At 46.6% G+C, this 24,094-nt stretch carries 12 protein-coding genes; 5 read left to right on the plus strand and 7 right to left on the minus strand.

What is annotated here, in order from left to right:
• Positions 1 to 227: 227 nt before the first annotated feature.
• Entirely contained in the window at positions 228 to 13,697 is a 13,470-nt protein-coding gene (gene rtxA / locus Xinn_RS04035) for an MARTX multifunctional-autoprocessing repeats-in-toxin holotoxin RtxA (RefSeq protein ID WP_099137606.1), read from the plus strand.
• Between the two features lie 95 nt (positions 13,698 to 13,792).
• Here rtxA and Xinn_RS04040 read toward each other — a convergent pair whose 3' ends face one another.
• Positions 13,793 to 14,572 carry a Thoeris anti-defense Tad2 family protein gene (locus tag Xinn_RS04040; RefSeq protein ID WP_086953787.1) on the minus strand — a complete coding sequence of 260 codons (780 nt, stop codon included), beginning with the start codon at positions 14,570 to 14,572 and terminating at the stop codon, positions 13,793 to 13,795.
• Between the two features lie 439 nt (positions 14,573 to 15,011).
• Between Xinn_RS04040 and Xinn_RS04045 the strand changes: the two genes are divergently transcribed.
• The 4 genes from Xinn_RS04045 to Xinn_RS04060 all read left to right on the plus strand — a co-directional run bounded on the left by Xinn_RS04045 (position 15,012) and on the right by Xinn_RS04060 (position 18,735).
• Positions 15,012 to 15,191, plus strand: coding sequence for a hypothetical protein (locus Xinn_RS04045; RefSeq protein WP_086953786.1), 180 nt, complete (start codon positions 15,012 to 15,014; stop codon positions 15,189 to 15,191).
• Between the two features lie 4 nt (positions 15,192 to 15,195).
• Entirely contained in the window at positions 15,196 to 16,311 is a 1,116-nt protein-coding gene (locus tag Xinn_RS04050) for a phage baseplate protein (protein WP_086953785.1), read from the plus strand.
• A 573-nt stretch (positions 16,312 to 16,884) separates the two neighbouring features.
• Positions 16,885 to 17,769, plus strand: a complete 885-nt coding sequence (locus Xinn_RS04055; RefSeq protein WP_086953784.1) for an endonuclease/exonuclease/phosphatase family protein — start codon at positions 16,885 to 16,887, stop codon at positions 17,767 to 17,769.
• Positions 17,770 to 17,928: 159 nt separating this feature from the next.
• Entirely contained in the window at positions 17,929 to 18,735 is an 807-nt protein-coding gene (locus tag Xinn_RS04060) for an inositol monophosphatase family protein (RefSeq protein ID WP_086953783.1), read from the plus strand.
• Between the two features lie 218 nt (positions 18,736 to 18,953).
• Here the strand turns inward: Xinn_RS04060 and Xinn_RS04065 are convergent, their stop codons facing one another.
• From Xinn_RS04065 to Xinn_RS23385, 6 genes are all read right to left on the minus strand, one after another.
• Positions 18,954 to 20,219: a 4-aminobutyrate--2-oxoglutarate transaminase gene (locus tag Xinn_RS04065; RefSeq protein WP_086953782.1), complete on the minus strand. Its 1,266-nt coding sequence runs from the start codon at positions 20,217 to 20,219 to the stop codon at positions 18,954 to 18,956.
• Between the two features lie 63 nt (positions 20,220 to 20,282).
• Positions 20,283 to 21,260 (minus strand): 5-oxoprolinase subunit C family protein, encoded by a 978-nt coding sequence (locus Xinn_RS04070; protein ID WP_086953781.1) that lies wholly within the window; start codon positions 21,258 to 21,260, stop codon positions 20,283 to 20,285.
• An 8-nt stretch (positions 21,261 to 21,268) separates the two neighbouring features.
• Positions 21,269 to 22,150, minus strand: a complete 882-nt coding sequence (locus Xinn_RS04075; protein ID WP_086953780.1) for a 5-oxoprolinase subunit B family protein — start codon at positions 22,148 to 22,150, stop codon at positions 21,269 to 21,271.
• A gap of 31 nt (positions 22,151 to 22,181) precedes the next feature.
• Positions 22,182 to 22,949: a 5-oxoprolinase subunit PxpA gene (locus tag Xinn_RS04080; RefSeq protein WP_086953779.1), complete on the minus strand. Its 768-nt coding sequence runs from the start codon at positions 22,947 to 22,949 to the stop codon at positions 22,182 to 22,184.
• 457 nt (positions 22,950 to 23,406) lie between these two features.
• Positions 23,407 to 23,769, minus strand: a complete 363-nt coding sequence (locus Xinn_RS04085; RefSeq protein ID WP_099137607.1) for a hypothetical protein — start codon at positions 23,767 to 23,769, stop codon at positions 23,407 to 23,409.
• Between the two features lie 9 nt (positions 23,770 to 23,778).
• Positions 23,779 to 24,094, minus strand: a 316-nt coding sequence (locus Xinn_RS23385; RefSeq protein ID WP_211285986.1) for a transposase, incomplete at its 5' end; no start/stop codon positions are given.

The raw sequence follows: 24,094 nt of genomic DNA on the forward strand, positions 1-24,094 counted from the left end.
ATTGATTTTTAAAATAAAAAAAGATAATTTTCCATTGACAATTTCTGTCTGCCTCCTGAATTTGCTTTTCTATGTCTCAACTTAATAAATTGATGCGATCCAATATCATAAATTTCAATTTATTTTCTGGGGGGATTCCTTGCTTATTAAAATGTCGATACTCAGTTATTTCATATGACTGAGTTTTTTTTATCTTCAATTCTTTAAATTTATACTGGGACTTATTTATGGGAAAACCATTTTGGAGAAGTGTTGAATACTTCTTTACGGGGAATTATTCCGCTGATGATGGGGATAATAATATTGTCGCCATTGGGTTTGGTGGCCAAATCCATGCTTATGGCGGTAACGATCATATTACAGTGGGTTCGATTGGTGCTTCAATTTATACCGGAGCAGGTAATGATACTGTTGTCGGGGGGGCTGCCTACCTGAAAATCAGTGATACCAGTGGTAACCTGAGCGTAAAAGGTGCCGCAGGATACGCAGAAATCAATAAAGAAAAAGAGGGAACTATCTCTTTCGCTGGCGCTGCGGGTGGTGCGGTTATTCAGCATGACGGTCACTCCGGTAATATACATTATTCAGGTGTTGCCGCTTATAACAATTTATATCGTCGCGGGCACAGTGGCGATATCACATTTAAGGGTGCAGGCGGGTATAACTATCTTTATTCAGATGTAGTCAACGGCAATATTCATTTTGTCGGTGCTGGCGGTTATAACCAAATTACCCGTAAAGGTGCAAATGATAACTTTAATGGTGAAGGTATCACTTATGCGAAAGCTGAAGAAATAGTACTGACGACAGCAACACTGGGCGGAAGCTGGATTAAAAAAGCACAGCCGGTTATTGGTATTAAATCTGTGCTTGAGGCAAATACCTTTTTATTTGCATCTGTCGATGATAAATACACCAAAATCAATAAAGTCCGTATTCATAATGATCCCCAAACAGGCAAGCTGAAATATTATACAACCTCCTGGTATAAGGCGGGAACTCATCTCAATAATCTGGAATCTCAGGATGTTTCTGAATCGGGAGGTTACCAGTTGGTTGATGTTGAGGGTGTGTATAAATTGTCAGACCTGACAGTTGAACATCACCAGTCATTTACAATTCATGCATTGGAAAGTGAATTACCTGAAGATGAATGGGTAACTTATGCGGGGGGTGTTAAGATCACCGCAGAAAATATTACGCTGTCCGATGCCCGAATGGGCGGGCATGCCGTTTCGATGGATGGTAGCACTTTTGATGTGAAACCCGTGAAATCCAACCGGATGGCGAATACCTATCTGTACGGCAAATATTTGGGGGGATATACCAAAATTGTGGTCGTACAGCTGGCGAACGACCCTGAAACGGGTCAGCTTAAATACATTGCTACACCGTGGTACAAAGCCGGTGATCATACGGCAGTCATGGCAGACCAGCTTATTGGCACCCGTTCCGGCTATAAAGTTATTTCTAAGGGCAGTTATACACTGAGCCATGTTAATTACAGTGTGAACACTGTCCGTGTGACATCTGAACGGATTGATTCTATGCATGAGTTCAGTGAGAGGGAATTATTAGCCCAAAAACAGGATGACAGCAACGGTGATGTCCGCTTTGAGGGAGCTGGTGGCGGCAATGTGATTAAATCCAACGTCGCCCGGGGAAATGTTTATTTTAAGGGCGCGGGCATTGCCAATGTTATTTTACATAACTCAGAAATCGGTGACACGGAATTCAGTGGGGCTGGTGCCGCCAACGTTGTTTTTAAGAAAGGCAGAAAAGGCCACCTGAATTTCAGAGGAGCCGGTATTGCCAATGTTATTACCCATATCAGCAGCACTCATCAGGTACGCAATCCATCAGCGGACTCCCGGAGTGGCAATACGCATGTTATCGCTTTGGGCGGGGCGAATGTCCTGACCCGTCAAGGGAATGGCCGGGTTTTTGGGGTGATGGGCGGGGGTGCTAACGTCCTGACGCATATCGGGAACGGCGTCACCACCGGGGTCATGCTGGGCGGGGCTAACGTGCTGACCAAAGTGGGCGACGGCGAAACCACCGGTATCCTGTTTGGTCTGGGCAATGTGCTGACCCATGTGGGGAACGGCAGCACACTGGGCGCGATGGGCGCTGTCGGTAACGTCTTTACCAAAGTGGGGGACGGGGAAACCGTGGCGGCGTTGCTGGCGGTCGGCAATATCTTTACCCATATCGGGCAGGGGGATGCGTACGCCCTGATGGCCGGGGGCGGGAATGTCTTTACCAAAGTGGGGGACGGCAATGCGCTGGCGCTGATGGTGGCGCTGGGCAATGTCTTTACCCATGTGGGGGATGGCCTGAGTGTGGCGCTGATGGTGGCGAAAGGCAATCTGGTCACGAAAGTGGGCAACGGGGATACACTTGCCGCCATGGTGGGTATGGGAAACCTGATGACCCATATCGGCGACGGCAACACCTTTGCCGCGATGCTGGGGGAAGCCAATGTGTTCACGAAAGCCGGTCATGAACTGACGGCGGCGCTGATGATAGGCAAGGCCAATATCTATACCCATGTGGGGCAGGGCACCAGTCTCGGGTTGTTTGCCGGTAACGCCAATATCATGACCAAAGTCGGGGACGGCACGACACTGGCGGCGATGTTTGGTCAGGCGAACGTGATGACCCATGCCGGAAACGGGCTGACGGGAGTGCTGGCGTTAGGGAAAGCCAATGTGGTGACCAAGGTCGGCCATGATTTTATGGGCGTGTTAGCGGCCGCGCAGGCCAACGTCATCACGCACGTGGGGCAGGGGATGACCGCCGGCCTGTTGCTGGGGAAGGGCAATATTCTGACCAAAGTGGGCGACGGGACGACGGTGGGGTTGCTGGTCTCGGAACTGGGCAATAGCCTGACGCATGTCGGCAGCGGGAATACGGTGGGGTTTGCCAAAGGCAAGCTGAACCTGCTGACCAAAGTGGGGGACGGGCTGGCGGTCAACGCGGCCTGGGGCGATGCCAATATCCTGACCCACGTGGGGCACGGCGACCATTACAACTTTGCCAAAGGGCAGGCCAACGGGGTGAGCAAAATCGGTGACGGCCAAATGGTCAGTGTCATGCAGGGCACGGCCAATACCATCACCCATGTGGGGCAGGGGGATGACTATACCGGGGTCTGGGGGAAAGCCAATGTGGTGACTAAGGTTGGTCGCGGCCGTCAGGTGACACTGGCAAAAGGGGACGCCAATCTTGTCACACAGGTGGGCGAGGGCGACAGCCTGAATGCCCTGTGGAGCCAAAGCAATGTGGTCACCAAAGTGGGGGACGGGATGCAGGTGACCGCCGCGAAGGGGAAAAGCAATATCACGACCACAGTGGGGCATGGCCTGAGTGTGGTGGCGGCCCACGGCGATTGGAATGTGAATACCAAAGTGGGGAACGGCATTTCGGTCAACGTGGCGTGGGGCAAACTCAATGTCAGCACCAAAGTGGGTGACGGGCTGGCAGTCTCGGTGATGAAAGGAACGGGCAATGCCCATCTCCATGTCGGTGACGGAATGAATATCCATGCCGCCTACGCCCGCAATAACGTGGCTATCCAGATTGGCAACGGGGATTTTTACACTCTGGCGCTGGCGTCCAGCAATACGGAGAGCCACAAACTGGCAACGCTGTTCGGCAATCTCAAACAGACGTTACTGGGGGCGCTGGGCAGTCAGGGGATTAATTTTCTGGTGCAGGGGGATGAGGCTAATACGTCAGGCAGTTACCGTGGGCGGGGAGCCATCAATCTGCCGGAAGTGGGCAGTCTGAAGGGCTTTGAGCTGACCGAAATCGGCGAAGTGAGTTCCCGCCTTTCCACCGATTTGCAGGCATCGGTCAGTGAGCTGAAGACCCCGGATATCAGCAGGCTGGAAACCCTCATGCAGGAAGAACCGCAAACGGCGAAAAATCAGCCACCCAACCTGATTGTCAACGGGGATTTTGAGGCGGGTGCGCAGGGCTGGCAGGCCACGGGCGGTATTGAAGTCGATCATCCGGCCGCCTCTTATGGGCTGGATAATGAAGGTTACGGCCATTATGTGACGGAGCTGGATACACAGGCCAATACCACGATTTATCAGGATCTCCGTCAGCGCAAAGCGGGGGAGGTGATCACCCTTGATTTTGACTTTGCGCGCCGGGCAGGCAGCACGGGTGACAATGGCATGGAAGTGCTGTGGAATGATCAGGTGGTTTTCTCCTCGGCGGGCGATGATATCGTCTGGCAGCATAAACAGTTGGTTCTGGTTGCGCAGGGCGGTGATAACCGGCTGGCATTCAGGGGCACCGGCAACGATGACGGCAGAGGCTATATACTGGATAACATAGTGGCGATCTCAGATCGCTCAGATGACAGCAATAATAATGAAGCTGAGCTTTCGTTAAAAAATTCAGTTGCTGAAAGTGTGTTAACCGATAAGAGCAGTGCCGAAGCCGATCATCAACGCCTGATGCAGGAAAAAGAGCAACAACTGGCCGCGATTGCAGGGACTCAGCAGCAACTGGAATCGACCGATCTTGATGCCCTGAATACCAACGGATTGTCTCAGCGTGATGTTATCCGGGAAGAACAGCAGGCTGTGACAGATGAGTTACTGGCGAAGGCCAAAGCGCTGGAGCTTTTGGATGAGCAGACTCATGCACACCATCAGGGAGCATCAGGAGTACGCTGGCGTCATGACTTTGCCGGTGGTTTACTGAATAAACTTCAGACACAGGTGGATACGGCAAAAGCAACAGCGGAGCAGCAGCTGGATAAAGCATCTTCTACCGTTCTACAGCAACAGCAGCAGATAGAAAATACGCTGGATAAATCAGAAGTCCATGTTGCCAAATCGAAACAGGATCAGCTGAATGCCATGAACGATATTGCTGATGCACGGGCTAAGGCCGAATACCGGAAGGAAGAGGCACAGGCACAGCAAAAACAAGCGGATGTGGCCAGACTGAGTGCCAGTAAAACGCTCCACGGTATTGAGGCAGAAACAGACGAAACAGCAAAAAATAGTGGCTATAAACCTCGCTTTAATAATGTCGGCAGCAACCTGTCAGGTAAAGCCTATGAGACAGAATATGCTGGTGATACAGCCAGCCACGTTGGTTCCGCTACTTCAATCATGCAGGAAATCGGAGCCTTCAGCCAAAAATTGCAGGAATCGGAGAGTGATTTATCTGCCCTTGCGGATGCTAAACAGGCAGTGGAGCGTTTACAGATCAATGCAGGTGTTCGTACTACACTGGCAAATTTACAGGCAAATTCTGTTCATATACCGCGCCCATCAAGCGGACAGCTATCACCGCATAGCAATATTCCGGCTGAATCAGTGGAGAATGTATCTGGCTGGGGCAACAGCAAATTATCATCCGTTTCTGGCCTGGATCTGAGTGGCCTGCAACCTCTGGGAAGATCAGATTCCCGCACCGGTTCACCAAGTAGTTCCCTGCGGAGTCATTCTTCGCAGAAGACAACAAAGACCCCACAGAAACATAGTGGTTCAGCATATCCTTTCATCGGAGAAAGAGCGGAAAAAGTCGCGGAGATTTACCGTTGGCTGGAGGGTGGCCACCATCAGTTTAATGATAATTCAACGAATAACTATATTCCTGTTCCGGCTAGCAAACGTTCCGATATAGAAATAAATGACAATATCAGGGAGAGGCTGACTGATTTTATTGAGAATTTCTTTACTATCATCCGGCATACCATCCCTAAAGATCAAATTGCCCCGCTGGCGAAGCTGTTTGTGGATTCCACCCTCGATTTTGACTGGGATAAACGCGTTCAGTTTATCACTAAACTGGAGCGTTTCGGTTACAGCTTTGAACCTAATTATGGTGAGAAAAGTATCGTTTCCTTCTGGTCAGGTCAGGAGTTCAGCATTTACCGTTCTGTACTGGATGCAGTGCAGCAGGATGGTAAAAAAGTGGTTTACGATATTGATGTAAAAGGGAATGTGCTTGCCCTTGAACTCAATAAAAAGTTGATGGACTGGTGTAATACTTCCCTTGATCCTGATGATTTCCAACAAGAAAGACTGCATACGGCTATCAACGAAGCAACACGCAGTAATATTGGTTTCTGGTGTTCTATTTATGCGACCGGCGCCCGTGACGATGTTTATGTCATTGCTCCGGGCGGCGTGCGTTTAGGCAATTTCTTCTGGAATGTTGAATTACCGGTATTGCGCCAATTGCAACGTGAAGGGCTGGTCAATGAAATTCGCCTGTTGGATAAACACGCCTATCATTACCGGGGAATGCCGCTGGAGTCCATTGGTCATCGGCTGACTGATCCGGGTGTCAAAATGAAAATACGTTTTGATGCATTGAGTCCGGCGGAACAGATGAGATACCTTGAACATGATCCTGACGGTTATCGCGCCGATACCCTTATCAATCTGGATATCAAGGTAAGTGCTATCGACAATATGTTAAATAAAGCGATCCCATTCTATCGCTTGCGCACTGATCGCAATATTTTGATACGTGAAGGTTTAAATAAGAGTTTTGAAGTTCTTCCGTGGCCGGAAACTCGTCCTGCTTTGTTTAAGGTGATTAAAGTCGATAATCCGCAGGATCAGGCACAGATTAATACAATCGAGCGTTTTATTTTTGCCAATTATCAGAACTATGAACAGATTCCGGCTGAACTGCGTCTGGTGGGCAGTCACATTATTTCTCTGGAAGAGGGTTATACCCGCATTCTTGCCGAAAAAGTGAATGGAACCTGGCAGTATTTGTCAGATATCAAACTGATGTCGGGGGATGAGTTCCAGAAAATGGCTTATATAAAAGGTAAGCCACAGGGCGAAAGTTATCGTAATGTCATCGAATCGCTGCATGCTTATGAGCAGATCCTACTGGAAAAACCGGATTATTCGCTGGATGCGGTTGAAAAATTAACCTATCTGCAACAACAGGTGGAAGGGTATCTGCTCGGGCACTCTGAATCAGGCCGGGCTCCGGCGATGAAACGGCTGCTTTCTCAGATTAATATCCGTCTGAAAGAGTCACTGGTTCTGGCTGATCCGACGTTGAAAAGCGCAGGAAATGGTACTTTCAGCGAGTTATACAATAAACTCGATAACGCTAACCTCAAAGAGAGTAAACATCTCTATCTGGATTCGCAGGGCGACTTTATAACACGCGGTCAGTTCAGTCTGCACATTGGCAAAAATACCGCAGATGCCGGATTGAAACAGGTGATGGCAACTGTCACCAAAGAGTATGGTCAGGATGTCACGAATGCTGTTTTCTCCAGACTGACGGCACGTGATCTGGCGAAAGACAGCAAAGGTATCGATATTGCTGGTCTGAAAAAAGTGCATCTGGCGATTGAGCAACATTTGTCCCCTGTCAGTGCAACACTGTATGTCTGGCGGCCAGGTGAAAACAGCACTCTCGGTCATGTTGCCATGCAAATTGGTCAGGGACGCGTTCTGGTCAATGCAGAAGATGCCGCTCATCTGAACCAAATCAACTATGTGAGCTGGTGGCCGTCAGGTAATAAATCGGCTGATATACGAGAACTTCTTAATATCGCCACACCGGATCAGCCTGATTTACGACTTCGCTGGCGTGATCTGAGTCAGCCGGCTTTTCAGGCTCCTACCCTGACATTTGATGTTGAGGCTGAGGAAGATGATGGTTTCGGTTTGGTTGATGGTTCAGCAGAGCTGAAAGAGTTCATTGAAAAACTGAACGTTGCCAAAGGCGTGGATGTTAAATTCAAAGATGTCAGCGAAGGTTTTGCGATGGCTGCCCTTGCCAATCCTGAACTGCTCAAATCCGCAGAAATACCGCAGTATATTTATCGTCCGTACCTTGCACAATGGGCTGATCCCGGCATAGATATGCATGAAGTCGGTCGTAATTTTGCAGAAGCCTTACGTATGGCTGCCCGGTTACAGAACTCCCGCCGCATGGAAAAGGCCATTGCCAATGTAATGCGCCAATTTGCTGAAAGAGAGCTGGCAGAGATTGTTAATTTCAAAAATAGTACCGTTGACCCTGAGCGGGTATACCGTATTAATCTGGAAGGCCTTGATGTGGCGGCGATGCAGGCTGAATGGAGTCAAATCAGCAGTGATCCGGATGCCCGCTATCAGCTCATGACCCAAAATTGTTCAAGTGTTGTTGCCCGCATTCTCAAGGCCGGAGGTGCGGATAACGTTCTTGGCAAAGCATGGCGACCCGGCTTCGGAGTCTGGACACCGAGCGAGTTGTTTGATTTTGGTCAGTCATTACAGCAGGCAACTCAGATTGAGCGGATTAAACAAAACCATCTCCGCCTTGATGAAGTACGATTGGATGCAGCGTTAAATCGTAATGGAACCAGACAGCAGTCGGAAAAGTCTTCAGTAACAGTCAATTATGAGGATGATTCATCCCCGCGTGAGCGCACGCCGCAGAATCCGGTAACTCGCTTTATGAACCGGGAACTGTACGGTACAAAAGAAGAGCGTCGCCAGATTGATCAGGAGGTGCAGAACAGGCTCAGTGCGGCAATGAAACGAGGTAGCGTCCAGAAAGTTGTCTTGCGGGGAGAAGCCGGACGTCTGGCAGGATATTATCATCAGGAGATAAATTCATCACAGACGGAGACTTCGGATCGAAAAGTTGTGTTGTTTATTCACGGTTCCGGTTCTTCTGCTGAAGCTCAGGCCAGTAAAATTCAGCCTCATTATCAACAGCATGGTGTTGATGTGCTGTCGATTAATATGCGGGGTTATGGCACCAGCGATGGATATCCGAATGAACAGGGCATGTATCAGGATGTGCGTACCATGTTCCACTATCTGGTTAATGAACGCGATATCAGCCCGGAAAATATAATCATCCACGGTTATTCTATGGGCGCTCCGATTGCGGCTGATCTGGCCCGTTATGCGGACAGCAAAGGAATGGCGGTTTCCGGTTTATTGCTGGACAGACCGATGCCGAGTATGACCAAAGCGATCACAGCTCATGGAATACCGAACCCATCCGGCTTTACCGGAATACTGGCAAAAGCCGTTAACGGTAAATTCTCCGTGGAGAAGAATCTGCACGGGATCTCTAAGCAAACGCCGATTATGTTGCTGACAGATAAAGAAGGTCTGGGTAGTGAAGGGGAAAAACTCCGTACCAGACTGGTGACATCCGGCTATAACGTTTCCGGTGAACATACTTACTATAACCATACATCCAGTTATCAGATGATGATTCAGTATGCCGGACAGATTATTGCCAATCTGTCTGAAAGAAGTTCACATATGCAGGAACAGGAAAGTCATACTCTTAAAGGCATCAAGAGTGATTTGAGACGCTACACCCAAGCCCTGAAACCTCAGGTCGATCATCTGGGCAGAGAACAGGATTTACGTGCGACAAAAGCCTTCCTGTCAGGTTACCGACACAATCATGCTGAGCGCGTTGTGGATGGTTTCCATTCAGATATGGATATCAGGCAATTGGTGGATATGCTGGTTAAAGGAAACTGGACGGCAGAGCAGAAAGGCGCACTGGCATGGGAAATTGAAAGCCGGGCGCTGAAAATTACCCTGCGACCGAAAGCGGAGAAATATAGCCGCCTTTTCCGTGATGTGATTTCCACTGGCACGGCAGACTCTAAAGCCAGCGAGCATCTGGCTCCGCAATTGATGTTACTCAATCTGTCCAATGATGGTTTTGGCGGGCGCTGTGTACCGTTGTCAAAACTGGTTCTGCTGGCAAAAGAACTGGAGAATGGCGGTCAGGAAAATGTAGGACGTAACCTGCTGAATAAGCTGTACTCTGCGGCTTCGGTGCTCAACAACCCTGAACTGTATTCCGAGGCTGAGCAGACTAACGCCAGTAAATTGATGGGTACACTGGCCGCACTCTATGCCAGAGATCCGATGCTGGACAGCACCACTAAAATATGGAAAGAGAAACTGAGCGGAGAGCAGTCGCTGAGTGTGCAAGGCGTGATTGAAAAAATCACAGCAAACGGTGCAGATGGAAAACCGGTTCTGTTGGAGCTGAATACATCAGGTCACGCGATGGCTACATGGTCAAAAGGCAGTGGCGAGAACCGGGTATATGGCTTCTACGATCCTAATGTCGGGATTGTGGAGTTTTCTTCCGCAGATAACTACCGCAATTACATCACACGGTTCTTCGGTCAATCCGGCCTGAACATGGCAAAAAGCTACAATATGACCAAAAATGCTCAGCGGGAAAGAATGTTCAATCGTGTGGTGGTATTGGATGGACACGCACTGGCATTTTATTGTCCGGTATTTGGCGACAAAACAACCATGAAAGATATTCTGGCCATGGAAATTTTTGATGGCTCACCGATGAGAAAGGGGCTTAACCGGCTTCATCCGCTGAATAACCATGATCTCAGTGAATGGGAAGAGATAGATGTTCTGCCGAGATTAGAACGGAAAAAAATGCGGTTTGATGGTCAGGTTATTATTCAGCTCGAAGATGATCCTCATGTGGCTGATTCTGTCTCTTATCTGACCGGTAAGCATCCGAAAGAGAGTGTGCTTGTCCAGCTTGACCGCAACGGTCAGTATAAAGTGGTATACGGTGATCCGAGTCAGTTGAACGGTAAAATCCGCTGGCAGGTTGTCGGGCATGGCGGCGATGAGATTGATGGCTATAACAGCACGACCATGAGCGATTACACGGCATCTGAACTGGCGATGCGGTTAAAACAGTTCCAGAATAGCTTCCAGTATGGCGGAACACTTGATTATATCAGTCTGGTAGGGTGCTCTCTGCTCAGTGATGATAAACGGGATGGCTTTGCGTATCGTCTGATTTCTGCTCTTGATGAACATGGCATTCGTACTACAGTATCTGCCCGTCGAACCGAAGTTGTGATTGGTAAATCAGGGCGTAAATATACGCGCTCTGCCCATAATCAGGCAGAAAATAAGATTACTGAAAATAAAATTGTTTTGCACTGGAATGATAACGGGGAAGTCGAAGGGCATTCCGAGCGTATACGTAATAATGTTTCTGAAAATAACGTTTCACTTGTACGTGTGGGCAGCTTGCGTAGCAGCACTAACAGCAATAAAAGCCGCAGAAAACATCCTGTACATGGTGTTAATACAGACAAGAATGCTATTGCAGACAACACCGAAGTATTCCATGCACCGAAAAAATATCAGGCTCAGCCTGAGGATTATCCGACAGGAATGTCGTCCGATAACCGCTTGAGCTACTCCGGTAATGTGCAGGTACAGGCAGGCGATGGCGAATTTACCTCCATTAACTGGGGAACCACCAACGTTGGCGTTAAAGTCGGTACGGGTGGCTTCAAGTCTCTGGCCTTTGGTGATAACAACGTTATGGTTCATCTGGGAGATGGTGACAGCAAACACAGCTTCAACATTGCCGGTTATCAGGCACTGGAGGGGGCACAACTGTTCGTTGGTAACCGAAACATCAGCTTTAATCAGGGGCGCAGCAATGACCTGCTGGTGATGATGGATAAATCTATCCCGACACCACCTATGCTGAATCCGTTTGACCATGTTTCCCGTGTATCGGGTATTTTGCAAAATATTGCCGGATCATACGCATCCCCTGATTGGTTGTCTGAACAGGAAGCGCAATGGACAACAGAAAGCGTCAGGAAATACCTACAGGATATGTCAGGGCTGGATATGACCAGCAGCGTGGATTACACATCGCTGACGGATATTGATTCTCAGTACAAACGCAGTGGTCGCGGCCTGAAGAGTGATATTGAGAGCACACTGAACAAGAAATACAACCAGTGGCTGAGTGGGGCAGGTAATAAGCCTGCAATGAGCAACCTGAGCAGAGCAAATAAATTCCGCCAGATGAACGAAAAACTGGCCTTCAATTTCGCCGTTGGCGGGCAGGGTGCGGATATTCAGGTCACAACCGGTAACTGGAACCTGATGTTCGGCGACAATATTCAGTCGATTCTGGATATTAACCTCGGTTCACTGTTTGGCCTGATGACACAGCAATACACCTCAACGGGGATGGCAAAAACCACCTTCACCTTTAATCCGGCGGATCTGCCGCGTCAGTTTAAAAACAAACTGTTGAGAAACCTTGCCAGCGTCAATGCGGATACCACACTGGCGGATATTTTCGGTGTGGATTACACCGCAGACGGCACGATTATCTCCCGTTCTCAGCAGCCGGTGGATGGTGTTGCCATTCTGCGGGAAATGCTGGAGGTTATCAGTGAGTTCAGCGGTAACCAACTGTCGGCATTTATTGATCCAGAGACACTGCGTAGCGGCCTGAAAACCAATCTGGCAGCGGGTGCTGACGGGTTGAATTCGTTCCTTGAAGGCCACGGTATAAAAGAGAAAGTACCGTCAGATCAGACAGAGCAAGTTGCAGAAGCCACGACCCATGAACCACCAGAGCGCACATTCGGTTTTAATTCCCTCAACCTGCCGAACTTGTTTGCTACTCTGCTGAGACAGAATAAACAGGAAGAGATGAAAGGGCTGGTTTCCAACCTGAAACAGAACCTGACAGACGATCTGTTGCATATGCAGGAAAAAACCTTTGATTTCCTGCGTAACAGCGGGCATTTGCAGGGAGATGGTGATATTCATGTTTCCCTCGGTAATTACAACTTTAACTGGGGCGGAGACGGTAAAGATCTGGGCGCTTATCTGGGGGATAACAATAACTTCTGGGGCGGTCGCGGTGATGATGTTTACTACGCGTTGGGAACATCGAATATCTTCACTGGCGGTGAAGGCAATGACACTGGTGTTCTGATGGGACGCGAAAACATCATGTTTGGTGGTAAGGGCAATGATGTTGCCGTGGTTGCCGGACGCATCAACTATGCCTATATGGGAGACGGAGACGATCAGGTCTTTGCCTTTGGCGAAGGCGGTGTTATCGAAGCTGGTAAAGGGCGCGACTATATCGTGGCTTCCGGTAACTTCAACCGCATTGAAGGGGGTGAAGATCAGGATTATGTCGTGGCTATCGGTAACAACAATCAGATTGATTTGGGCGATGATCATGACTTTGCGACGGTTTTCGGCAATTACAACCGGATCGATGGCGGAGCAGGCAACGATGCCGTCAAACTGATGGGTTACCATGCCCTGATTAATGGCGGAGCCGGTGATGATCACCTGATCGCAGATGTTATCTCCAAATTCAGTCAGTTTGATGGCGGTGAAGGTGATGATCTGCTGGTATTGGGCGGCTACCAGAACCGCTTTGAAGGCGGTGCGGGCGTGAACAGCTATGTGGTCAGCGGAAATGTGATTGATAACGTGGTTGAAGATATCAAACGCGGTGACAAAATCGTCTTCAACGAACTCAACTGGCAGGATCTGTGGTTCCAGCGCAGTGGCTACGACCTGATTATGCTGACCAACCGCCATATTGAGGATAGTTCTGAACAAGGGCAGTTTGAGGCTATCGGTTCTGTCACGTTTAATGATTACTTCAATGGCAAACAGGCGGATATTGTGACCCGAATGGGTGATAAAAATGCTCGTGGTGAACGTGAATATACTGCCCTCTCTGCCAATGCGGTGGATTCACTGGTGCAGGCCATGAGCGGATTTGCCCCGACAATGGGTGACAGTGGTTTTATCGACTCGCTGGATGGGAAGACCCAATCTTCCATCATGATGGCTTGGTCGGATACGACAAGCGGGAAATCCAGATTGGTTTGATCACTATTATTAATTGGCTTTAATTAAAGGAATGGCTGCCCTTCGGTATTAATACTGAAGTGCAGCCTGACATTCAGCGTGCAGAACCGGATGAGTTATTTCCAGTTAAAACAATAAGGAAGTGAATTCCCGACATTTTGTTGCAACAGACTACCCAATTTTTTAGCATCATCGTTACTATATTCGCCGATAAATTCGTATTCATGTTTACCGAATAAACGGCTATCAGCACTGCTACCCAACTGATAAGCAACTCCATCTACTATTATTGCGAGATTCTGTTTAAATAAATCCACCAGTTTCTGATAACCGGCTTGATTGTTATCCGAAGAGACCCGGATAAAAATTTTCTGGTTTAAACCATCCCAAACAAGTAATGCAAATTTTTTGATAGCGGTTTTATTCTGGAAGTCAGTTAACGTACCGAATGGGCCAAGATGCTCACCGGCTGGTTCAAATTCCGCATCAGCCAGATACCCCCACATTTGCTCCTTGCTGGAAAAAGATCCGGTTCCTATCACCAGATTAAACGCTAACATGCAATCAGTTGGTTGTGGTTTTGACTCTGTTTTTAACAGATGCCAGTCACAGGCCATCAAATCATCAGGTGTAGGATGCCAGCGAGACAACTGCCCCTGTTGGTTACTCTTTTCTATATAAACAGAATCATTACCTGACGATTCAGGCGTGAGGCGCAGGTGTTCATACGCGGTATCCCAGTCACTGCGGTGTAATTTATTCCCCAAATATACCTGAATGATCGCCCACGGACAGGAGCCGACAGGGGCTGTTACGGCGTTGATTTGGTATTGATCAGGATTGATTTGGCATTGTTTCTCGCTATTCTTATTTTCTGGCTTATTAATTTCAGACATAAATCCCTCACTTAATGGTTAATTAATAAAGGTAATTTCATTCTGCGGCCAAATAGACAGCTAATACTATTTAATATGTTTTTTTATCTCAACGTAATTCCGTATAACAGCATTAATACGCATTAAAATACGAGTATTTTTTACCGAAGTTGTTTATTTGTTGAGTACGTCATTCAGCAGGTTGTAAAATAATTATTTACTATCGATATTAAATGCTTTATTGGTGATGAAATGGATTTTATTAATTAAGTTAATTACACAACATTTCATTCTTATGATATAAAGTGTGACACAATGAATAGCTAGTTTATGCATTGAATACTCAAAAACAGACTCTCCCGTATTGTTAAACCTGATGATTAATGTTTACAGGCGGAGACGTACCTACCGCCTTCATATTATTTAGCAATGTATTTTGTTGATTAAATGAGGGGCAGATATGAATACTCAAAGTAAAAAACCTGATAAGACGACGAAAAAAGATAATGTACTTCCTGATACGCCAATCAGGGAAAAACAGACTGTTACGCTAAATCAAAACGCAACAAGCAGTACCAGCAATATCTTTGGTTTTGGCTATTCACATGCCAATTTTTCTTACAGCCATTTCGGAGCCTAATCTCATGACAAAAATATTTAAAACTCCTTTCGCAGAGCACGGTGACAGAGTTGCTATTACTGATGAAGCGCAGCCAGACGGTACTGTTTCGTATGGTCAGGGTTACGGAGCTGCTTACGGACTTGACCCAAACGTGAATGCCGCCGCACTAAATATCGAGCGTGAAAAGATGAACGGGATTTTTCACGATATCACGGGCGCGGTAGGGGAGGTACAGACCTTTGGTGCAGCGCAATGGAGTAGTGATGCACAGCCTTATCCTCTGAGGGCATTGGTCTATCACAATCAAAAAATCTGGCAATCACGTATTGATAAAAATAAGACAGAACCACAAGCAGGGAATGACTGGGTAGAATTAAAAGCTGATCTGACTGCCGCTGATGTGGGAGCTTATAGTAAGGAAGAATCGGATAAACACTTTCAGGTGAAAGGTGATTATGCAACCAATACTGCATTGAATGGGAAACTAGATAAATCATCTATTGTGCAGACGGCAGGACAAAGCACTAATCAGATAATGAGCCAAAAAGCAGTGACTGATGCGTTATCCCACGCAGTGTCTATCGATGTATTGTATCCGGTTGGTATAGTTTTATGGTTTGCACAAGATAAGAATCCCAATCATTTATTTTCCGGTACAACATGGAAATATATTGGTGAGCATCGAACAATTCGGTTAGCTGCTTCTAACGGTTCTGATGTGTTATCAATAGGTGGTAGTGATTCAATTTCATTAACGGCATCGCAGATGCCAGTACATCATCATTCATTTAACGTTTCTACCGAATCATCAGGTGGTCACTCTCACTCTCGTGGTTCGATGAATATTACTGGTTTTTTTTCAGTGGGGGCAGAGGCTGAGCCAACACAAAGTTACGCTTCTGGAGCATTTTCTAACTCAACACAGCAACTCAACGTGGGAGCATCATCTCCGGGGAGAAAAAAGGTGCAAACAACTCTTTTCAGACTGAATGCTGCTGAAGCGTGGTCTGGTGAAACATCGTATAGTAATCCGCATACGCATATGGTTAGAGGTTCAACATCAAACACCGGAAGCGGTTCTAACGTAAATATTACAAACTCTTATATTATGTTAATGGGATGGTATCGAACTGCATAATTGTGAATGACCTTAGTATGTTAATGCTAAGGTCTGACTTTTTTAATGAAAACATTTCTGTTTCTATTAAATTAATAATAATATTTTAATTAAATATACTGATTGTATATTAATGCTGGATTAACACATTAAGTTAATGATTGTCATGCGTTATATTAACGTTTATTGTATTTGGTTTTTTTATGATTATTTTGGGGTGGGTTTTAAATAAATTAACCCTATCACACGCCATCAAGTAACCAGACGCAGGCTGCCAAAGAAACCACTACCATAATAAACTACAAATAAAAATTATTTATATTTACATATAGTTATGAATGAGTTTTGGCGCCATTATAAACCAGTGTTAATTATTTTTATTTTAATATCATGTGGTTATTTATTTTAATTTACTTCTATTTGTTGATAATTGCTGACTTGCCATATTTACCACTCTTTCCTATTCTATATAGGCAGGTTGCTTATTGATTATACTGGCGATTGCATTAATACAGTGCATAATGATGTCATTGTTATCGTATTAATATCTGTTCCAATCCAGATTAGATAAAACATATAAAGGAGTGATTTATAATGAAAGTTTCAAATTTCGATATTATAGATGAACCCGATCATTCAGTGAATGAAACTTTGGATGATGTTAGCGATAACCCTTTATTATTACATACACTAACGTATAACATTAAATACCCACCACCACGAACTTCATCACCAACAAGAGCAGAAAAAATAGGTTTATGTCTAAAGCAAGTAAATAATAACTATGATATCATTGCCCTGCAGGAATGCTTCTTCCAAATTTATTATGAGACAATTATAGAAAACTCAAAAACTGAGGTATCTTCATATAAATATTACTCAAATATTGTAGGTTATCCTGATAGCTTTTTATTTAAAGACTCAGGGGGAGCAGTGTTTATAAGCAAATGGCCAATTATCAATGAATGGGAGCATGTATTCACTGAGCACACTATCGATGATGGTTTGGCAAGACAACAAAAAGGTGTTATTGCTGTCGAAATAGATAAAAATGGGCAACATTATTATCTGGTTACAACTCATACGTCACCCTATGAAAAGCATCGTGATGTGAGAGAAATTCAATTAAAAGAGATGGCTGAATTTATTAATGAAAAACTTATTAACCCATACCCTGTAATTATTATGGGAGACCTTAATATTGTCTATGGTTCTGCAGAAGAGAAAAACATATATAATACAATACCAAATCTGAAATATGTGGCTAATAGCGGGTATTACAAATATTCATGGGACCCGGAAATAAATAATTTAGCTGACGATGATGAACAGTGTACACTTGATTATCTTTTTTATTTGGACAATGTAAAACATAAAAAACCTTTGAGTGTAAAAGCTAATATTATTAGACCTGTCGAGAACGGATCTATTGATTTATCGGATCATTTCGCCATTCAGGGAATATTCAGATTTGGTTGATATTTTCGGCTCTGTATAAATGTTATATAGACTGTTTGTTATTCGGCATCGGAGCATGAATGGGATTTGTTGTTTTTTTTAACAGGGCATGAGAATCGCTTTTATTATAGAATTATCGCATTGAGATTGCGTTGAACTACCTTAAGGAGCTACAGACAAATGTTAGAGATTGCCCTTGAAGCAGTCAATACCATCAGAAAGCGGACTCAGGATGCTTTTGACGGAGCCGGACAATTTGATTATAAGCCGGATCGTTCTGCTGTCACCCAAACCGATCTTATGCTGGAAACCGAGATCCGTAACATATTAGAAAAACGTAGTCCGGGTGTTCCTGTTCTGGGGGAAGAGTTTGGCCTGAATGGCAGCGAAAAATTTGAATCAGGCTGGGTCATTGATCCTATTGATGGAACAAGAGCATTTTTGTACGGCGTACCGCTGTTCAGTACGTTACTGGCTTTTGTCGAAAACGGTGAGCCGAAGGTCGGGGTGATCAGTTTTCCGGCTATTTCAACCGTTGTTTATGCTTCTCAGGGGGAAGGGTGCTGGATGAGTGTGGCAGGCAAGCCGTTACGCCAGCTAAAAGTAACAGATAACTCACCAGAGTCTGTTGAAAATGCAGTGATTTCAGCTTCCGGTATACACAGTTCCGGTTATCACTTAGAAAATGGTACGGTTGCTTATAATCTGGACTCGTTAGTGAAATCTGCCCGTGATTTTGTTTTTGTTAATGATTGCTACCAGCACACTATGGTTGCGTCCGGCAGGCTGCATTGTGCTATCGATACGATAATGAAACCGTGGGATAGCGCGGCAATTCTGCCCTGTATTAAAGAAGCGGGCGGTGATTTTTGTGCACTGAATGGCAGTCGTGAAAGAGTCATGTTCGGTGGCAGTCTGGTTTCGGCCTGTAATTCAGCGCTGCTGGAGCGGGTGGTAGAGATGATGAATTCCCCGGCTGTAAATTAAAATGACATATGCCCGTCGTCTTTCAAGTTGCCTCTTTGTTGGCTACGCTCACTCACCCCAGTCACATAGTTACCTATGCTCCCGGGGACTCATTCCCTTGCCGCCGCGATGCATTTTGAAATCCATAGGGTATATGCACATTTAATAGAAAACCCGGATGTGGCCAATTTTCGGCGATCACATCGCGGGTAGTTATGCAGATTCAGTGTCATACAGACTTAGTTTTTCAGGATGTGTGACAGAATGTTCAGAGCCTTACTGAACTGTGCATCTGGAATAGTCAGCGGATAGAGGAAGCGGATCACATTGCCATAGGTGCCGCAACTCAATAACAGCAACCCTTCCTGCTTAGCTCTGGCCTGCACTTCACGGGTAAAATCGGAGGATGGTTTACCGGTTTGCGGATCGTTAAATTCCACTGCGACCATAGAACCCAGTGCACGGATCTCGGCGATTGCCGGGCATTGAGAACGCGCTTGAGTGAGTATTTCTACCAGATGCTGTCCGAGTTGATTGGCTCGTTCACATAGCTGTTCTTTTTCAATAATGTTAAGCACTGCATGAGCGGCAGCCACTGCCAGCGGATTACCGGCATAGGTGCCACCAAGCCCGCCGGGTGCTGGTGCATCCATCACTTCTGCACGTCCTGCCACACCGGAAAGCGGCATTCCGCCCGCCAGACTTTTCGCCATAGTGATTAGATCTGCCTTTACATTATGATGCTCCATCGCGAACAGTTTACCGGTGCGGGCGAAACCGGTCTGCACTTCATCGGCGATCAGCAGAATGCTATGTTTGTCACACAATGCCCGTAACGCCTGCATAAACTCTGTGGGCGCTATATTGAACCCGCCTTCGCCCTGTACCGGCTCAATAATGATCGCCGCGACCTGATCCGGCTCGATATCAGTTTTGAAAATCTGTTCCAGACTTGCCAGAGCTTCATCCACCGATACGCCATGCAGCCCGTTCGGGTATTGAGCGTGGAAAACGGAACCGGGGAACGGGCCAAACCCGATTTTATACGGTGCGACTTTGCCGGTGAGTGCCATCGCCATAAAAGTACGACCATGAAAGCCCCCACTGAAAGTAATCACTCCCGGTCGACGAGTATAAGCGCGGGCGATTTTGACGGCATTTTCCACTGCCTCTGCTCCGGTGGTAAAAAAGGCGGTTTTTGCCGGGCCGTTAACCGGAACCAGTGCGTTAATACGTTCAGCCAGTGTCACGTAGCTTTCATAAGGCACAATTTGATAGGCAGTATGAGTGAATGCATTGAGTTGTTGTTCAATTGCGGACAGTATTTCAGGGTGGCGATGTCCTGTATTCAGTACAGCAATACCCGCTGCAAAGTCGATGATTTCATTACCTTCCACATCCCACAGAGTAGCATTTTCCGCCTTTTGCACGAAGTAGTCACTCAGCACACCTACTCCGCGTGGAGTAGCATTCAGACGACGTTGATTCAACTCTGTATTTTTCATTTATTATTCTCCTGAAAATGGCATCAATTAATAGGATTTGTAGGGTTAGTCGGATTTGTAAGATTAACTGGATAGTGCAGTAACCAGTTGTTGCAGTTTTTTTTGAAAAGTACGTCGGATAGCCAGTGCTTCCTCTAATGTTACTTGAGTAAATTTTACTTTGGCTCCGGGTGGCAATTGCCCGAGGGTATCCAGATCGCTGCTGACAACAGTGCCCAACGTCATATAACCACCTCCCGAAACGGCATCCCGATGTAAGACAATCGGTGTACGCCCGGCCGGAATTTGAATGGAGCCAATCGGGTAGCAGGCATCCACAATATTAGAGGGATCAGAACCCGCGCCGAATGGAGGTGTGCGCTCAATAAAATTCAGCGGACGCCCATCCAGAAATCGGTAGCCGGTGCGGTCAGATTCGGAGCTGATCCGCCATTCATCACTGAAAAAACTATCGATCGACGCGGAAGTCAGGCGATGGATGTACATACCGGGAACGACCCGTAGTTCAGCATTTTTATGAAATTCCGGTTTAAACTCTTCCGGCAGGTGATGACCGACAGGGCCTTGTCCACAGTTCGCAGTGACAGGCAGAGTGTCACCGGCCTGTAACCGGCGGCCCTGATATCCACCCAGCGAACCGAGGCTGTAGGTGGAACGACTGCCCAGTACCAGAGGGACATCAAGCCCGCCCGCAATGGCAAGATAACTGCGGGCACCGAAGGATGAACCGGTGATTTTCAGTTGTTGCCCTTTTTGTGCCAGCAGGCAGGTATTAAGAGGAACAGGCTGCCCATCCAGTTGTATGCCCATCGGTGCACCACTGACGGCAAAAACAGTATCCTGCTCAAAAAGCAGTTCCGGCCCCATCAGAGTGCATTCCAATGCTGCGGTTTCCGGTTCGTTACCAGCCAGCAGATTTGCTACTGTCAGTCCAACACGATCCAGTGTACCGGAAGGTGGAATACCCAAGTGATAATAGCCTTCCCGACCACCATCCTGTATTGAACTTGACAACCCGGGTTTCAGCACTTTAATTGCCATATAACACCTCAATCGCTATACAACACTGCTTGTAAATTTGCAGTACAAGAGTGTGGATCGGATTCAAAAGCTGCAAGGTCAAACTCAACAGGGCGGATACGCAATGTGAATTCCTCACGTTCAACCTGTGCAATGGCCTGATCATATTCATGTCGGTCGATAGGCCTGAACTGGACAATATCGCCTGTGCGGAAAAATACCATCGAATCTTTAAGGTAAGGCAGGCGCTGTTGCATATCGTAAATTGGTGCAGGCGTGACACCAAACAGTTGATAACCACCCGCCCCCCGTACTGAATAAATGCAGCCGAAGCAGCCGCCGTGTCCCAGCGAAAGCTGCGGAGTATCGGTACGGGGGATCAGATATTTGGGCACCTGAATTTGTTGTGCCTGTTCCACCATCTGGTACATGAACGGTAATCCGGCAACAAACCCGACCATAGAAACAAACCACGGCGCGCCGCTGTGTTGGGCAATGAATGCGTCAATATCAGGCAGCCCGTTGATTCGTGCGGCGTATTCCAAATCGGTCGATTGAGGCTCCTGATGGCGCTCCCGAAAACGCATCAGGGTTTCATGCGTCCAGGGGTCGTTGTACAACACCGGAATTTCGATAATACGGGTAGCCAGTTTTTTTCCTGTATCTTCTTGTTCCGCTACCGCCTGAATTTTCTCCAGTAATGTCTGAGGTGGCAGAATATCCGGGTTGAAGCGTATCTGGCATGATGCATTTGCCAGACAAATGTCTAAGATGCCCGGTAGCGCAAGGTTTTTAATCGCTTTTGTTAATGTCATGCTACGGAAGAATGCCCTCAGAGACATTGCTTCGCTGATTTCAATGAAAAGATGTTCGTCGCCGCCAAAGGTGTAGCGTAAATCTGAGTCAGACATATCAGCATCCTCCTGATTTAGATTTAGGCAGTCATTTGTCCAGATGTGGAGGGGCAATGGTGATGCCTGCTTGCCGCAAGCGAGTTACTATTGCCTGAAGCAATGAGAGTGCACCGGGTGTATCGCTGTGCAGACAGACAGAGGAAAACTCAATGTTAATATCTTCTCCTTCAACTGTACGGACTTTTCCCTCCTGACAGGCTCGTAAAACTTTGTCAGCGACTGTTTCAGGATCGAGTGGTGCAACCTGTCGGGTGAATACAATAGAACCGCTATGATCGTAATCGCGATCGGCGTAAAACTCACAAACCACGGGATGACCGTGATTGATTGCCTCACGCCAGATAGCCGAACCGTGCATGCAGAATATTATCAGCTCCGGGGCATGGTTATGCAGGGTAGAAACGAAATAATGCGCGGCATCATTGTCACGGGCCAGATGCATATATAAAGCACCATGTGGTTTTATATGCTGTAGTGACAGGTTATACAGCGCAGCAAACTCGCGCAATGCACCGAGCTGATAAAGGACATCGTTAGTTAATTCCTGTGGCGTCATATTGATGTGACGGCGGCCGAATCCGGCAAGATCGCGGAAGCCGGGATGAGCACCAATGGACACGCCTTTTTGGTGTGCCAGTTCCACGGTTTTACGCATGATGCTGGGATCACCTGCATGAAAACCGGTGGCAATATTGGCGGAGCTGATTAATGCCATAATTGATTCATCCACATCATCGCCGATAGTCCATGGGCCGAAACCTTCGCCAAGATCTGAGTTGATATCGATGTTTGTCATGGTTATGTGCTTTGTTGTTAATCAAATGTTAAAAATATAATACGGTATGACAAAAATAAGAAGTTTTTTCATGATATCCCTGCGATACATATCGAACACACATTGAGTATAGAACATGTGATCGTTTCGACGATCGCATGTTCTGACTAAATATCATGACAACTCAATCGGGAAATTATGAAGTTAATAAGATAGGAATAATGTTACGGAAGTTACTCTGATTTTTCCGTACAGAGTGTGTTTTGTCATGCTATTAATAATATGAGCCGCACCTTCGGAATATTGAGGTGCAGTTTGTTCAGGTCAACTATTTGTTCAAGTCAACTATTTGTTCAAGTCAACTACAGTAATACTGTTCAAATTCGAGGATGAGATTCTCTTCAGTATATACTCTTCATCTTTCAATTGGTTACTTTATGGATACAGGCTGAAAGATGAAGAGAATAATTAACTGATATTATCGGAAGTGGCAGACAAGCGCTGTTTCATGGCAGTTATTCTGGTAAATATCCCAAAAACCTGCCGGTTGTTTATCGATATCACTTTGTAACAACATGGGTTTATGCCACTCAAGCTGTAAACCCGCTTTTTGACTTGCTTCTGCAAATTGCTCACGGCTCCAGCTATACATAGTAAAAGGTTGAGGAGGAGTATCAGGAATACTTGTAAATTCGGCTTTAAAGAAAAGGCCTCCTCCACAAGGTTCTTCGCTAAGGATCTCGCAGAGGTAATTTGTACAGTTTCCTTTTGCTAACCGATAGTCAGGCTCCAGTGTGTAAGCAACCAGTTTCCCGGAAGGTGCTAGTGGTGTATTCTGCAATTAATGACATCACTTTGTATTCCCACGGTAAAGCCACTTAAAAGGTTTAGCTAATACCCGGTTGTAATATTCGATATATTTTAAAATGCATGTCCGTAATATCGCTTTGCTGCTGACGGAAAGCCGCCTGAGCAAATGTCGGGAGACCAGACTGAACCAACATTCAATTTGATTTAACCAGGAAGCGTGTTTGGGGGTATAAACGAATCGGATCCGATGTGTCGGGTCTGATAGAAACTGCATGCGTGTCTCCATGGATTGAAGCGTTCCCCACTGGCCTTTCACTCCCAGTCCCTCATTAAGACCACAGGCTTCGGCAATGAAT

Origin of the sequence: Xenorhabdus innexi (assembly GCF_002632485.1) — a bacterium.
Taxonomy (GTDB): domain Bacteria; phylum Pseudomonadota; class Gammaproteobacteria; order Enterobacterales; family Enterobacteriaceae; genus Xenorhabdus; species Xenorhabdus innexi.